Origin of the sequence: Longispora albida DSM 44784 (assembly GCF_000379825.1) — a bacterium.
In the GTDB taxonomy this organism is placed as follows: domain Bacteria; phylum Actinomycetota; class Actinomycetes; order Mycobacteriales; family Micromonosporaceae; genus Longispora; species Longispora albida.
Map to the genome: position 1 here is coordinate 429,720 of NZ_KB903825.1, position 14,411 is coordinate 444,130.

Here is a 14,411-nt window from a genome sequence, read left to right on the forward strand (position 1 = left end):
ATATAGCGACTTCTCATTATCATGGCCCCATGATCAACGGTTTGGCCGGAGGATCGGGTTTCGTGGGGCGGCTGGCTGAGCTGGGCGCGCTGGAGGAGGCGTACGCCCGTTCGCTGGCCGGCGGCGCGCAGGTGGTGCTGGTGCGCGGCGAGGCGGGGATCGGGAAGACGCGGCTGGTGGCCGAGTTCGCCGACCGGCTGGGTCCTGGCGTGCGGGTGCTGACCGGGTTGTGCCCGGAGTCGGCAGGGCTGCCGCACGCGCCGTTCGTGACGGTCGCCAGGGAGCTGGTCCGTGAGCTGGGCGCCGATCACGTGGCCGCCGCGCTGCCCGGTGGCGCGCGCCGGCTGGCCCGCTGGCTGCCGGCCCTGGGCCCCGCCGACGAGGATTCCGGGCCGACCGGCCGCAGCCTGCTGTACGAGGAAGTGCTGGCGCTGCTGGAGCACGCCGCCGAGTCCGTGCCGACTGTGCTGGTCCTGGAGGATCTGCACTGGGCCGACGTGTCCACTGCCGAGCTGACCTCCTTCCTCGGCCGTAACCTCCGGCGTCCCGGGCTGCTCCTGATCGCCACCTTCCGCCCGGAGGAGGACAGCGGGATCACCGCGCTGCACAGCGGGCTGGCGCGGTCCGGTGCGGTCCGGCTCGAACTGGCCCGGTTCGACCGCGAGGAGGTGCGCCTGCTGCTGCGCGCGCTGACCGGCCGCGAACCCGACCCGGCGGCGGTGGCCCGGGTGCACCGGCGCAGCGAGGGCATCCCGCTGTTCGTCGAGGCGCTCGATCCCGACTCGGACGCCACCCCCGACTCGGCCCGTGACCTGCTGCTGGCCGGCATGACCCAGATGGGTGACCGCAGCCGGACGGTCCTGCGCGGAGCCTCGGCGCTGGGCCGGGAGGTGTCGCACCCGGTCCTGGCGCGCGTGGTCGGCCTCCCCGGCCCCGAACTCGACGAGGCACTGCGCCCGCTGCTGGACCGGCGGCTGCTGGTGGTCTCCGGTCACGGATACGCCTTCCGGCACGCCCTGATCCGCGCCGCAGCCTACGAAACCCTGTTACCTGGCGAGCGCGTCCGCCTGCACACCCGCTGCGCGGAGGCCCTGGAGGCCGAAAGCGCGCCGGCTGCCGAGCTGGCAGCGCACTGGCACGCCGCCGGTGACCGGGAGCGCACCGCCGTCGCTGGCCGGCGCGCCGCTGAGGAGGCGAGGCGGTCCTGTGCCCCTGCCGAGCGCCTCCGCGCCCTGGAGCTGGTTCTGTCCAGTGCCGAAACCACAGATCTTCTGGAGGTACTGGAGCAGGCCGTCGACGCCTGCCAGCACGCCGGCGAGTACCCGCGCGGGGTCGAGCTGGCCACTGCCGCACTCGAACTGCTCGACCCGGCCACGGACGCTGAGCGGGTCGCGTCGATGCTGGAGATCCGGGGGCGGCTGCGGTTCCGGTCCAACGCCGACGGCGGGCCGGACCTGGCGGCGGCCGGGGAACTGCTGCCTGCCGAGGGGCTCAGCGTGGTCCGTGGCCGGGTACTGTCCACTCTCGCCAGTGCGCGGATCTTCCCCGATGGCCCGGACTCCGAGCTGCGGACGGCCGAGGAGACGATCGCGATCGGCGAGGCGACCGGGGACCTCGTGCTCCAGGCGCGCGGCCACCTCCTGCTCGCCATGTACCGGGCCCGCACCGGATCACCCGACTGGCAGCCGCCGCTGACCGAGGCCGCCCGGCTGGCCGGGGCCTCCGGCGACCACGACCTGCTGCTGACGGTCTGCCTGTACGAATGCGACGTGGCTGCCCGGCTCGGCGAACTCGCCAGCGCGGAGGCAGCGGCACGGCGCGGGCTGGCCGTGGCTCGCCGTTTCGGGCAGGACCGGGGCCGGGGCGCCACGCTGGAGTCCTACCTGGTCGAGACGCTCGCCGCCCAGGGCAGGTGGCCGCAGGCACGCGCCCTGATCACGGAGGCGCTGGCCGCCGAGCCGCCACTGCTGGTCCGCTGTGTGCTCGTGGCGGCTCGCGGCTCCCTCGACACCGCCCAGGGCCTGTGGCCACAGGCGCAGGCGGCGCTGGCGGAGGTCGAGGAGATCCGGGAGGCGAGTGGCCGCCCGGATCTCCTCGTCGACGACTGGCTCTACCTGGCGCTGCGGATGGCCGTGGAGCCCGAGTCGGGCGTACCGGCAGGCCCGGTGCTCGCCGCGCTGTACACGGCCGAGGATCTGGACCCGATCCGGATCAGCCTCGCCGACGCGGCCCGCATCGCCTCCCCCGAGGACCGGGAAGCGCTCCGGGAGCTTCTCGACCGGCAGACTCCCGGCGGTCCCGTGTCCGACGCCCACGTGGCCGAGGCCCGCGCGGCGCTGGACGACGCCGGCCCGGAGACGTGGCTGGCCGTAGCCGCGGCCTGGCGAGCCCTCGGCCAGCCGTACCCCACCGCCCGGGCGCTCACCGACGCGGGTCGCGCCGCTGCGCGTACCGGCGACCCCGACACCGCACGCGAAGCCCTCACGGAAGCCGCGACCCTGGCCGCCGGCCTGGGCGCCGTCCCGCTGGCCGCCCGGATCGCGGACCTCCTCGAACCCCAGCCAGCGCCCCAGGCCCCGCTCGGCCTGACCGACCGCGAACGCGAGGTCCTGACCCTGGTCGCCCGGGGTCTCAGCAACCGCCAGCTCGCCCGCGAACTGGGCATCTCCCCGAACACCGCCGGAGTACACGTCTCCCGGATCCTGGCGAAGCTGGGAGCGTCGAGCCGCACGGAGGCAGCGGCGATCGCCCACCGGGCGGGCTGGTAGCTACTGGGGGGCCACCGGCTGGCGCACGATGGTCTTCATCTTCGCGGGCTCGACGCGGCGCGGGTCGCTCAGGTAGATCTCGTGGTGGAGGCCGGCCGGGACGAGCCCGTGCGCGGGGAGGTAGTCCTGGTGCAGGCGTTCGAGGAGCGGGGCCTCGTCGTCGTACGAGCCGATGTGGAGGACCTGGGCACAGGTGCCCTCGGTGAGTTCCCTGCGGTGTACCAGGCCGATCGACGGCAGCTTCTTCTTCGCGGCGGCGGTGGCCTTCGCGGCCTCGATCATCTCCTCGGTGATCCAGCCGGGCTGGTGGATCAGCATCGTCCACTTCCAGCTGCCCTTGGCCCGGGACGTGAACACTGACATGTCGTCGGCCCACCACAGTCCTTCGAGTGGCCCGGCGACCAGGTCGCGGCCCAGGTCGCTGCGGCTGGCGAACTTGATCGCGTACGCCACGGCGTAGAGCGCCTCCACTGCGTGCCTGTACTCCCCGGCGGTGTTCGGATCTCCGCTGCCGTCGACGGCGATGTACTGCGTGACGGGCACCTCGACCAGGCCCCAGTCGGTGTTCTTGGGCGCGTAGAGCGCTTTCTGGTCTCGCTTGACGTCGTACGGGGACATCGGATTCGCTCCCGGTTCGGCTCGGAGGGTGGCTCGGTAGGTGTCGAGCCAGCGTCGCTCGGCGTCGAGCTGGCTGAGGCTGTAGTCGAAGATGGCCTGGACGAAGGCCGGCGCGCCTGGCTGGACGGCAGCGCGGACAGCTGCGGCCCGCTCGGCGAGCAGTGCTGCCCGGCGGTCCAGCGCCTCCGCGACCTCGGCAGAGTCGAGTACTGGCTGGTTGGCGAGGCCGACGAGCAGTTGCGGGAAGAGCGGGTGCGGCTCGGCGAGCGCCGTCCGGGTGGCTTCGGCGAGCGCTGCCAGGCCGGCGGGCGCCGGCGCGTACACCTTCCGGGGTTTGCCCCTGCCGGGCTTCGGGCCTGGCGCGTGGGGCACCTCGGTGACGAAGCCGTACTTCTCCAGCCGGCCGATCAGGTAGTAGATCGAGCTGAACCCGATCTCGGTCCACTCCCGCATGCCCCGGGCGGCGATGACCTCTTCCAGCTCGTAACCGTGCCGGGGCCGCTCGGCGAGGAGGCCCAGCAGCAGGGCCTCGGCGGGCGTCAGTGTCGCTCTCACGGCATTACTCTAGCACTAGAGTAATCGACGTCCTGGCATGCCAGAACTGGTCTGACCACTTGACCAGTGCGGGCCGGCTGTCCCAGGCTCTCCACTATGGAGCTGAACCCGGTGGCCAGGCGTTCCGTGCGGGACGACGTGTTCGAGCAGCTCGTCCGCAACATCGTCAGCGGCGAGGCCGGCGACAGCCTGCTCAGCGAGCGGCAGCTGGCCGAGGCGCTGGGCGTGTCACGGCCGGTCGTACGGGAGGCCCTGCAGCGGCTGGCGCACGCCGGGCTGATCGAGGTGCGGCAGGGCGGCGCGACCACGGTCCGGGACTTCCGGCGGGACGCGGGGCTCGGGGTGCTCGCGCACCTCCTGGTACACGATGGGCAATTGGACCCCTCCGTGGCCCGCAGCGTGATCGAGGCGCGGCTGGCGGTGGGGCCGCAGATCGCCGGGCTGGCAGCTGGCCGGGCCGAGCCTGAGCACATCGGCGCGCTGGACGCGATGGCCGGTGAGCTGGCGGCGGAGCCGGACCCGGTCGCCGCGCAGCGCCTCGCGCTGGAGTTCTGGGACGAGCTGGTGACGGCGGCCGGTTCGATCGTGTTCCGCCTGATGTTCAACAACCTGCGCGCCGCCTACGAGCCGCTGCTGGAGGTCCTGGCCTCCGTCCCCGGCAACGAAACGGGCCGCGACTACCGCTCCGTTGTGGAGGCTGTCCGCAGCGGTGACAGCGGCTCCGCGATCGCGGCTGCGCACGAGCTTCTGCTGCCCACGACGAACGCGCTTCTCGACGTGCTCGGCCGATGGGAGAACCAGCAGCCTGACTGATGGGAGGAAAGGCCGTGAGCCGCGTTCCGTGCCGTGTGGCGCAATCACCGGCTGCATCACTACCGCAACGAGCACTACTGGTTCACGGTGACCACGAGCGGGACGGCGGACCGGGTGCTGGGCGCGTATCCGGACCAGCAGAGTGTGAGCGCTTCGCCCACGGCGAAGAACCTGCACGGGCCTGGCCGCCAGCGTTCGCCGGGCGGCCAGGTACCCATGCGGGCGGGTGGCGGTCAGGACAGGCGGCCGTAGATGTGGTTGCCGGGGCGGTCCGGGTCGGAGCTGGTGTAGAAGTCGCGCAGCGCCGCCGCCAGCTCGGCCCGGCTCAGCTCGCCGTCACCGTTGACGTCCAGCAGCTCGAAGATCGCGTCGGCGTCGGCGGGCGACGTGCCGTACGCCTGCTGGAAGAGCCGCCACTCGCCCAGCGTCACCACGCCGTCGCCATCGGAGTCGGCCAGGTCGAGCACCGGATCGACGGCAGCCTGGAAGTGCGTGTCGTACCCGGATTCCAGGGCCAGCACCGTTCGCATCCCCGCGACGAACTCCTCGGCGGTGACCCGGCCGTCGCCGTCGGTGTCCATCCCGGCGGCGATGGCTGCCCACAGGTTCTGGAAGGCGTCGAGCACCCGGCCAGCCCCGGGCGAGCCCTCCGGATGGCCGTAGCTGTCCGCGACCAGGCGGCCGAGGGTCCGTGCGTCCGACTCGTCGGCGAATCCGTCCCGGTTGGCGTCGAGCTGGGCGAAGGACAGGGCCCACTTGCGTTCGAGCAGGTCGGTCATGGCGATTCTCCAATGTGAGGAACATATTTCGCTTTGGTGATGAAATGCCACATAACATCACTTTTGTCACACATAATATGTTTCGTGATTATCGACTTGCTGACGGGTGGCAGAGGGCTGACCTTCGCCACCGGACCCTGGCTGATCGAGGCCTTCCGGGCGCCGCAGGACGGCAGCGCCGTGGCCCAGATCCGGCAGCTCCGGGCCAGGATCCTGTACGACAGGGGCCGCAGGCCAGCCTTCCGGCACGCCGACGGCCACCACGCAGACCCCCAGGACCTGGACAGCGGCGCCTGGCACTTCCTGGCCCGCCGCGAACCGGACGGCCCGCCGCTCGGCTACGTCCGGCTGGCCACACCCGAGAGCACCGCGCGCTTCCAGTCCCGCGAGTACGCGGGCGACGCGGCGTACGAGGACCTGCTGGCGGCCTGCGGGCTGGCCCCCGAACTGGTCTTCGAGCACAGCAGGCTCGTCGTGGAGCACCGGGCCCGCAAGCTCGGGCTGGGTATCCAGCTCAACGCGGTGGCGATCGGCGCGGCACACGCACTGGGCGCGGTGGCGATGACCGGTACCTCAGGGACGAAGGACGGGCAGGACCAGTTCCACGAGCGCTTCGGGTTCCGGGCGGTGCCGGGTACGCGGCGGTACGTCGACCAGTACACCGAGGACGTGGTCCTGATGATGAAGCGGACGGCCGACGGGGCCGGCCAGTACACGGAGCTGGTGGCCGGCCTGGCTGCCGCGTTCGCCGCCGCGCAGGGCACAGCCGGCCCGGCCGCGCCAGGCCAGCACTCCCCCGCCCCGCGGCAGGCGGCTCCCGGGCTCCCCGCAGCGCTCGCCGGCCGCGAGCCGGACCGCGACTCGTGGCGGCCGGTGCTACTCAGCCCCGCCGACCCGGACGGCCGCGCCGCCCTGGGCGCGCTGCTGGCCTCCGGGGCGGTGCGCGAGGTCTGCGACACGATCGAGGAACAGATCACCGAGCTGATCAGCAGCCGGGAACCCGGTGCGGCCCCGGACGCGGCCCGGCGGGCCGAGCAGCTGGCCGGCCTCGAACCCTGGGAGTACGGGACGTGGGTGCACTACCCGTGGTCGGGCCGCCTGGTCCACGTGCTGCCCCGGGAGGAGTACCGCCTGGTCCGCACCGACCGGAACCGGGGGAAGATCGAGCGGCCCGCCCAGCGGCGGCTGCTCGGCCGGGCGATCGGCGTGGCTGGCCTCTCGGTCGGCAACAGCGCAGCCGTCACGCTCGCGCTGGAGGGGGTCGGCGGCCGGTACCGGCTGGCCGACTTCGACCACTTCGGACTGTCCAACCTGAACCGGCTCCGGGCCGGGGTACACGACCTCGGCGTGAACAAGGCCGTGCTCACCGCCCGGCAGCTGGCCGAGATCGATCCGTACCTCGACATCGAGATCTTCCCCGGCGGCCTGGACGAGGACAACCTCGCGGGCTTCCTGGACGGGCTGGACCTGCTGGTCGAGGAGTGCGACAGCCCGTACGTGAAGGTGGCCGCCCGCGAACGGGCCAGACAGCTGCGGATACCTGTCGTGATGGACTGCAACGACCGGGGCATGCTCGACGTCGAGCGGTTCGACCTGGAACCGGCCAGGCCGCTGCTGCACGGCCGCATCCGGGTCACCTCGCAGGAAGCCGCAGGCCTCGGCCCGGCCGGGCGGATCGCGCTGATCCTGGACATGGTCGACACCCGGCGGATCAGCCCGCAGCTGAGGGCTTCCGTCGCCGAACTCGGCCGGACGCTGAGCAGCTGGCCGCAGCTCGCCTCGGGTGTCGCGCTCGGCGGCGCGCTGGTCACCGACGCGGCACGGCGCATCCTGCTCGGCGAGGACTGCCCGTCCGGCCGCTACTACGCCGACCTGGCCGAGCTGGTCGCGGCCGGGCGCGACACGTCAGGGATGCCTGCTGGCTCCGGCTTCCTTCCTGAGTGCGGGGCGATCGCATGACGGGCAACGGCCTGCCGGTACCAGTCGGGATTCTCGGTACCGGCGTCCATCTCCCGCCCCGCGTGGTCACCAACCGGGAGCTGACCGAGAGCCTGGACACCACTGAGGAGTGGATCGTCTCCCGGACCGGCATCCGGGAGCGCCGCTGGCTGGCACCCGAGCTGTCCTGCTCGGACATGTGCGTGCCAGCGGCCGAAGCAGCGCTCGCCGCAGCGGGCCGGTCCGCGCTGGACGTGGACGCGATCATCGTCTCCAGCTACACCTACGACCAGCCCCTGCCCTCCACCGCGCTGATCGTCAAGGACCGGCTCGGCGCCGCTCGCGCCCTGCCACTGGACCTGGCCCAGGCGGCCTGCGCCGGCGGCGTCCAGGCCGTGCTGCTCGCCGCGCACCTGCTCCAGAACCCGGCCACCCGTACGGTGCTGGTCGTCGCCGCCGACTGCGCTTCCCGGGTCACCAGCCCCGCCGACCGCACGACCCGGGTGTTCTTCGGCGACGCCGCCGGTGCCCTCGTGCTCGGCCGGGCCGCCGGCGGCGGGCTGCTGGCCTACCACCACGGCTCGCAGCTGTCGTACGACGTGGAGATCGCGGCCGGCGGTTCCCGGCTGCCTGCCAGCGCCGAGACGGTGGCCGCCGGGCGGCATCACGTGCGGATGGACGGCCGGGCCGTCTGGAAGTCGGCGACCGTGAACCTGCCGGACAGCATCGCCTCGGCCGCCCGGCTGGCGGGCCTCGCCCCGCAGGAGATCGACCACTACTTCCTGCACCAGGCGAACCTGAACATCCTGTCGGAGGCGCTGGCCGCCCTCGGCGTACCGGCGGAGCGGGCACCGATCACCCTCGACCGGCTCGGCAACACGGGCGGCGCCGGCATGCTCACCGCGCTGCACGAGGTCACGGCGGCCGGGAGGCTGAGCCCCGGGCAGACGTACGCGATGGCGGCGATCGGGGCCGGCTTCCAGTGGGGCACGCTGGTGTTCCGGCACGGGGTCGGCACGGGGTAGCCGGGCGGGTGCCGTGACCGCCGGAATGGCGTGATCCCCTGCGTACCCGGATGATCTCGGCGATCCTGGTCAACGTGAGTACGCAGGAGGCGGCCCAGGCCCGGCACGCGGTGTGGATCGAGCTGTTCTTCGACCTGGTGTTCGTGGTGACGGTGTCGCAGCTGGCCCACCATCTCGAGGGCGATCCCGGCCCGCGCGAGTTCGGCGACTTCCTGCTGCTGTTCGCCGCCCCGTGGTGGGCGTGGCTGAAGTTCAGCTCGTGGAGCAACGTGGCCGGTACCGCCGACGGTGGCGGCGCGCGGTACCGGCTGGAGATGCTCGCCGCGATGGCCACGGTCGCCGTGATGGGCGCCGCGATCCCCGACGCGCTCGGCGACCGGGGCGCGGTGTACGCCCTCGGGTACGCGGCCACGTGCGCGCTGATCGCCGTGATGTGGCTGCTCGGGCGGCGCGGGCAGCAGGGAGCCCGGCCGGTGCGCGTGATCCTGTTCAACGCGATCCCGTGCGCGGTGTGGGTGGGCTCGATCTGGCTGCCGGCGCACGACCGGCCGTACGTCTGGCTGGGCGCGCTCGCGTACGAGGTCCTGCTCCTGATCTTCGTGCAGAGCCGCAGCGACGTCCGGTACGAGCTGAGCCACATCGTCGAGCGGGTCGGCCTCTTCGTGATCATCGTGCTCGGGGAGTCGATCGTCTCCGCGATCAGGGCGCTGAACGAGCACTGGAGCGCCCATGGCTGGGTGTCGTTCGGCTTCGGCCTCGCGTGGATCGCCGCGCTGTGGTGGGCGTACTTCGACTTCGGGGCCGCGGCGATCGAGCGGGAACTGTCCGGCACCATCGGGCAGCTCCGGGACATCTTCGCCCTCGGGCACTTCCCGATCGTGACCTCGCTCACGGCGATGGCCGCAGGGCTGGGTACCGCCGTCGCCGAGCCAGAGCACCTGCCGGCCGGGGCAGCGGTGGCGATGTGCGGGGGCCTGGCCGTGTACCGGATCTGCTTCGCCGTCCTCGCCGTGCGGGCCGGCCGGTCGTGGGGTGAGGTGCTGCGCTGGGCCGTACCGGCCGTGCTGGTCGCCGCCGTCACGCTCGCCCTCGCGATCGCCGGGTACGTGCCGGGCTGGGCCGTCGTCGCCCTGCTCGCCGCCGAGGCGGCCGGGCAGCTCCTCCGGGGCATCCACCGGATCCGCTCGGCGGCGGCAAAGGCCTGACTTGCGCCGAACATCCCGCACGCCGGGCCGCGGTTACAGTGGCCGGGTGCTCAGATCCCCTCGGGCCGCACGATGATCGGCCGATTACTGCTCGCGGCGACCACCCTGGTCACGTTCGCCGCACTCGGCTCCGGCTGCTCGGAGGGCACACCGCCCGCCAGCGCGCCCGCGCCCAGCACTACCCCGGCGGCCCAGCCCCGCGAGGAGTCCGTGCCGACTCTGCCGGCTCCGGCCCCCGCCCCGTCAGCCTCGGCGCGGCCCAGTGCTGCCGCCTGCCAGGCCGCCGACGGCTGGGACTGCGTGTGGCAGCAGCGGTTCGCGCAGGTCACGGCGCGGGTGAAGCAGTCGCCGGGCCAGCTCGGCGTGGTGCTGCGTGACCGGCAGACCGGGGCGGTGTGGCAGGCTGGCCAGCCCGGCCAGGCCACGTGGACGGCGTCGACGATCAAGCTGGCGATGGTCGCGTACCTGCTCGAAGGATCCCGGGCGGGCACGATCACGCTCACCGCCGCCGACCGGCGCGACCTCGCCGACATGCTCGCCTGGTCGTCCGACGACGCCGCCGACCGGATCTGGAAGCGGGGCGGCGGGGCCGCGATGGTGCCGGTCTTCCAGCAGCGGTACACGATGAAGGGTTTGACCTTCGTCACCGGCTTCGACCGCTACTGGGGCTTCATGAAGTGCACCCCCGCCGACCTGGCCAACCTCATGGGTTACGTGCTGAGCCGCCTGCACGCCGACGACCGCGCCTTCGTCGTCAAGGCCATGCGCACCGTCGACGACATCCAGCACTGGGGCGTGTGGGCCGCCGGCGCCGCTCAGCAGGCCGGCACGAAGAACGGCTGGTCGGAGGAGGTCGACGGCGGGGCCGAGCACTGGGTGACCCACACCGTCGGGTTCGCGGGGCCCGGCGAGCGCTACACACTGGCGATCATGTACTCGATGCCCGCCGGGCAGGACTCCCTCGACCTCGGCGTGCACACCGTCAGCGACATCGCCGCCGCGCTGTTCGGGGTGGCCACACCGGTGCCGGTCGTGGTCCGCCCGACCTGACTCAGCCGCGCAGGTACTTCTCCCACCACGTGAACGGCATCCGGTACTCGGCGGGCGTGTCGTCAGCCGCGTGGCTGGCCAGCCCGTTCTTCCCGAAGTAGTAGTCGTGGACCTGCCGCTGCGCCGGGGCCGACAGGTCGGGATCACTGACCGCGACGGCGTGGACGTGGTACGGGAAGCCCTGGGCCGGGGTGCGCAGCCAGGCCGCGAAGCCGACCGTGCGCAGCGCCTTCACCATCTTCCAGCGCTGCGCGGAGGTCAGCCCGTCCACGTTGATGTCGACGACGCCGCCCCCGTCGTGCGTGCCGGCGGACGTGGGGTCCTCGGTCGTGTACGAGCCCTGGCTGAGCGTGATGCTGGACGTGATCATGGCATCGGCGGCCGCGAGCATGTCCGCCGTGCGCTGGTTGACCCGCCTGCCGCCGTAGCTGGCCGTCCGCGAGCCGGACCGCACCGGCCTGACCACCGTGTACCGGGTCTCGCCGAGCTTCGTCAGCGACGTGACGCCGGGCAGCCCGTTCGCGTCGATCCCGGTGTAGCCGAGCTGGCGCTGCCAGGCGGAGTACGCCGAGATCGTGGACGAGCCGTAGTGACCGTCCACAGCGGACGCCGAGGTCAGGAGCCCTTTCGCGTGGAGCGCCTGCTCGACCGGCAGCACGTGGGCCTTCGCACCCGGGGTCAGGCCGGTGTCGGGCTTCGGCGGGTCGACCTGCGCGGCGAGCAGAACCAGTTCCATGTCCACCGCGGGCAGTACGGCCGGGCCGGCGGCTGCCGGGCCCGCCGCCCACGTCGCGGGAATCGTGATCGCCGCCGCCGTGAGCGCACCACGGGTCAGCAGCCAGCGCCTGGTGGGAAGGTCCATCGGTCGCTCCATCCTCGGTACCGGGATCGGAGCTCCCACGGTGGCACCAGCACCTCCAGCCCCGCTCCAGGTTGCCTCCATGCCTCCGGTCAGGTGGCCCGCCAGACGCGCAGGGTGCCCGGCCGGCCGAGGCAGGCGAAGTAGCGCGCGTGGCCAGTGCAGTAGGCGCTGTCACCCGGCCCGACCACCCCGAGCGGGGTGAGCCTGCCGGTCCTGCGGTCCATGACCCCGGCCCAGGTTCCGCCGCGCTCGGCGTAGCGGCCGAGCATCGGCACCAGCTGGCCCCCGCCGTCCGACCAGTGGCTGGCCGGCAGCCAGCGGCCGAGCCTGCGGATCTCACGGCCGGTCGCCGTGTCCAGCAGAGCCGGGTCCACGGGCTGCCGGCTGGACACGCGGTCGGACCACAGTGCCGAGTTGAGGACGGTGTCCGCCCCGGCCGCTGACCAGACTCTGGTACCCGTGCGCGGGTCGAGGGCCACGGTCTCCAGGTTGTTGTGCACGCAGAGCAGCCCGGCGCAGTACCACGCGTCGGCCACCCCGCGCACAGCCGTGCTCGTCCACGCGCTGGTGAGGCTGCCGGCGTCGAAGGCCCGCAGCTCGTCCTCGCCCGACGGGAAGACGATCAGCCCGCCGACCGGCTTGCCGCCCATGTCACCGCGCCCCGGCTGTGCTTCCAGCGGCACCTCCCGGGTGGCGAGGATCTGGTCGGTCTCCGGATCCCAGACGCTCATCACGGTGACAGCCGGCCGTACCTCGAACCGGGCCAGCCGCAGCGGGGTGACCGGCAGGCCGTCCGGGCCCGTGACAACCTGGTGGATACCCGCGACGGGCCGCTGCCATCTCGCCTGGCCGGTCCGCAGGTCCACCAGCGACAATGCGCCGTCGCCGGCGAGCAGCGGAAGGACCTCGTCGACGAGTTCACCCGGCCGCTGCCAGAGCTGGCGCCCCGTCACCGGGTCGGTGACAGTCGTCGTCAGCCGTGGGTGGATCAGCACTCCGCCCGGCCCCAGGAGGGCGGACCGGGTGCTCGCGACCAGGACACCGTCCGCGAGGCGCAGCCGGCCAGCTGCCTGCGTCTCCGCCGGCACCTGCCAGACCAGCCTGGCGGCTGGGCCGCTCAGGTCGTACCTGCGCAGCGAACCCGCGGAACCCTTACCGGCCAGCACGTACATCGTGTCGCCGTCGAAAAGGACCTCCGGCTGATCAGCCGGCCCTGAGCCGGGCAGCACGACCTCCTGCATCCTCGGCACGGGTTCGGCCTCCGCCGCGCCGGAGGTGAGCAGCACACTCGCCAGGACCACGGCCGACAGCGCGGGCCGCAGTCTCCCCGCGAGGGCCGCACGCCAGCGCGGCTCCCCCGGCAGCGCTGGTTCCGCGTCGCCGACAACCCCGAGATCGATTACCGTCATGCGGACAGGGTAGGCAAGCCAGGTCACGGAGAGATTGCCTCCATCCGCTCCTATGCTGGGCCGATGGATGTCGAGTTCACCGGAGAGATCTGGTACTGGCGCGGGCCGGCCCCCTGGCACTTCGTCACCGTCCCCGAGGACGGGTGCCGCGAGCTGGAGGCGACGGCCGCCCGGGTCAGCTACGGCTGGGGCATGATCCCGGTGACCGCGGCGATCGGGGACACGAGCTGGACCACGTCGCTGTTCCCGAAGGACGGCCGGTACGTGGTGCCGGTGAAGACCGTCGTCCGCAGGGCCGAGGGGCTGGACGTGGGCGACACGGTCACGATCCGGCTCACCGTGGATGTATGAGCGGTTGATCCGTCGTTGACCGTCCATTGACGACCTCCCAGGAGGGTACTTCCGGCGCGGCCAGTCAGGCCGGGCAAGGAGTCCTCAAGGGAGTGTTCTCGTGCGACTGAGGAAAGTAGTACTGGGCGTGGCTGGCGCCGCGCTGGCCGTGCTGGGCATGCTGCCAGCCGCCTCTGCGGCGACCGCGGCACCCGTTTCGCGTACCGCCCAGGTCAAGGCGGGCATGGGCACGACGGCTATCGACGTGGGCGTGATCGGCAACGCGGTCGTCGACGTCTTCCGGAAGTACAACGAGTCCAACCAGTACAAGTCCTTCATCAACGACATGCTCGCCAATGTCGACCAGGCCGCCGAGTACCGGTACAACGTGGTCGTCATCTTCATGGGATACGGATTCGACCGCAACATCAGCGAGGGCAAGATCCAGGGCGGGCCCGAAGCGAACAACCGGCCGATGTACCGGTCCGGGACGGTGAAGGGCTACACCTACGGCGTCTTCATCTTCGACAGCGGTGACTTCAACGCCGCCAACTACTTCGACTACGACACGTGGATGGGCCAGCGCGGCAACTTCACCGCGGCGACCCGGTGGCAGGACATGTTCGGCATGTGGGGCAGCACCCTTTCGTTCAAGAGCAGGACGAACAACGTCGGCACCGCGATCCGCTCCGACATCCCCGGCAAGTGCGTCGACGTGGCCGGCGGCCGGTTCGAGCAGGGGAACTCGGTCCAGAACTACGAGTGCAACGGCACGATCTCCCAGCGGTGGTCGCTGAGGGGCGACGGTTCGATCCAGCTGACCGGTACCTCGCTGTGCCTGGACGCGTGGGGTGGGGTCGGCGACAAGACCCGCCTGTGGGGCTGCAACGGCTCCAATGCCCAGCGCTGGTACTTCGACCCGGGCACGCGGGCGTTCAAGCACGAGGGCCTGTGCCTCGACGTCCCGAACGGCAGCACGGCCAACAGCGTGCAGCTCCAGGTGTGGACCTGCAACCAGACCGCCTCGCAGAAGTGGTCCTTCTGACGCGGTGAGGGCAG

At 72.2% G+C, this 14,411-nt stretch carries 13 protein-coding genes; 9 read left to right on the forward strand and 4 right to left on the reverse strand.

Annotated features, from left to right (window positions below):
• The first annotated feature begins 29 nt into the window (after positions 1-29).
• Positions 30-2,768: a helix-turn-helix transcriptional regulator gene (locus tag A3G1_RS0115735; RefSeq protein ID WP_026212173.1), complete on the forward strand. Its 2,739-nt coding sequence runs from the start codon at positions 30-32 to the stop codon at positions 2,766-2,768.
• Here the strand turns inward: A3G1_RS0115735 and A3G1_RS0115740 are convergent, their stop codons facing one another.
• Positions 2,769-3,941, reverse strand: coding sequence for a GyrI-like domain-containing protein (locus A3G1_RS0115740; protein ID WP_018350433.1), 1,173 nt, complete (start codon positions 3,939-3,941; stop codon positions 2,769-2,771).
• Between the two features lie 96 nt (positions 3,942-4,037).
• Here A3G1_RS0115740 and A3G1_RS0115745 point away from each other — a divergent pair, with 96 nt between their 5' ends.
• Complete coding sequence (locus A3G1_RS0115745; RefSeq protein WP_018350434.1) at positions 4,038-4,754, forward strand: FadR/GntR family transcriptional regulator; 717 nt, start codon at positions 4,038-4,040, stop codon at positions 4,752-4,754.
• A gap of 33 nt (positions 4,755-4,787) precedes the next feature.
• Entirely contained in the window at positions 4,788-5,006 is a 219-nt protein-coding gene (locus A3G1_RS0115750) for a sterol desaturase family protein (RefSeq protein ID WP_018350435.1), read from the forward strand.
• Here the strand turns inward: A3G1_RS0115750 and A3G1_RS38615 are convergent.
• A complete protein-coding gene (locus A3G1_RS38615; RefSeq protein ID WP_018350436.1) occupies positions 4,988-5,533 on the reverse strand; it encodes an EF-hand domain-containing protein in 546 nt (181 codons plus the stop codon). The genes A3G1_RS0115750 and A3G1_RS38615 overlap by 19 nt on opposite strands.
• Before the next feature lie 84 nt (positions 5,534-5,617).
• Here A3G1_RS38615 and A3G1_RS0115760 point away from each other — a divergent pair, with 84 nt between their 5' ends.
• The 4 genes from A3G1_RS0115760 (at position 5,618) to A3G1_RS35135 (ending at position 10,751) form a co-directional block, all read left to right on the forward strand.
• Positions 5,618-7,492, forward strand: coding sequence for a ThiF family adenylyltransferase (locus A3G1_RS0115760; protein WP_211216316.1), 1,875 nt, complete (start codon positions 5,618-5,620; stop codon positions 7,490-7,492).
• The gene (locus A3G1_RS0115765) at positions 7,489-8,496 is read left to right on the forward strand and encodes a 3-oxoacyl-ACP synthase III family protein (RefSeq protein WP_018350438.1); all 1,008 of its coding nucleotides are present in this window, start codon (positions 7,489-7,491) and stop codon (positions 8,494-8,496) included. Before A3G1_RS0115760 ends, A3G1_RS0115765 begins: the two co-directional genes overlap by 4 nt.
• Positions 8,497-8,570: 74 nt before the next feature.
• Entirely contained in the window at positions 8,571-9,701 is a 1,131-nt protein-coding gene (locus A3G1_RS0115770) for a low temperature requirement protein A (protein WP_157641165.1), read from the forward strand.
• A 72-nt stretch (positions 9,702-9,773) separates the two neighbouring features.
• Entirely contained in the window at positions 9,774-10,751 is a 978-nt protein-coding gene (locus A3G1_RS35135) for a serine hydrolase (protein ID WP_018350440.1), read from the forward strand.
• Position 10,752: 1 nt separating this feature from the next.
• Here the strand turns inward: A3G1_RS35135 and A3G1_RS0115780 are convergent, their stop codons facing one another.
• Together A3G1_RS0115780 and A3G1_RS0115785 are read right to left on the reverse strand one after the other, a co-directional pair.
• The gene (locus tag A3G1_RS0115780) at positions 10,753-11,613 is read right to left on the reverse strand and encodes a hypothetical protein (RefSeq protein WP_018350441.1); all 861 of its coding nucleotides are present in this window, start codon (positions 11,611-11,613) and stop codon (positions 10,753-10,755) included.
• 89 nt (positions 11,614-11,702) lie between these two features.
• Entirely contained in the window at positions 11,703-13,022 is a 1,320-nt protein-coding gene (locus A3G1_RS0115785; RefSeq protein WP_157641166.1) for a PQQ-binding-like beta-propeller repeat protein, read from the reverse strand.
• Positions 13,023-13,085: 63 nt separating this feature from the next.
• Here A3G1_RS0115785 and A3G1_RS0115790 point away from each other — a divergent pair, with 63 nt between their 5' ends.
• Together A3G1_RS0115790 and A3G1_RS0115795 are read left to right on the forward strand one after the other, a co-directional pair.
• On the forward strand, positions 13,086-13,373 hold the full coding sequence (locus A3G1_RS0115790; RefSeq protein ID WP_018350443.1) for a DUF1905 domain-containing protein: 288 nt from the start codon (positions 13,086-13,088) through the stop codon (positions 13,371-13,373).
• A 100-nt stretch (positions 13,374-13,473) separates the two neighbouring features.
• Positions 13,474-14,397 carry an RICIN domain-containing protein gene (locus tag A3G1_RS0115795; protein WP_157641167.1) on the forward strand — a complete coding sequence of 308 codons (924 nt, stop codon included), beginning with the start codon at positions 13,474-13,476 and terminating at the stop codon, positions 14,395-14,397.
• The last annotated feature ends 14 nt before the right edge of the window (positions 14,398-14,411 follow it).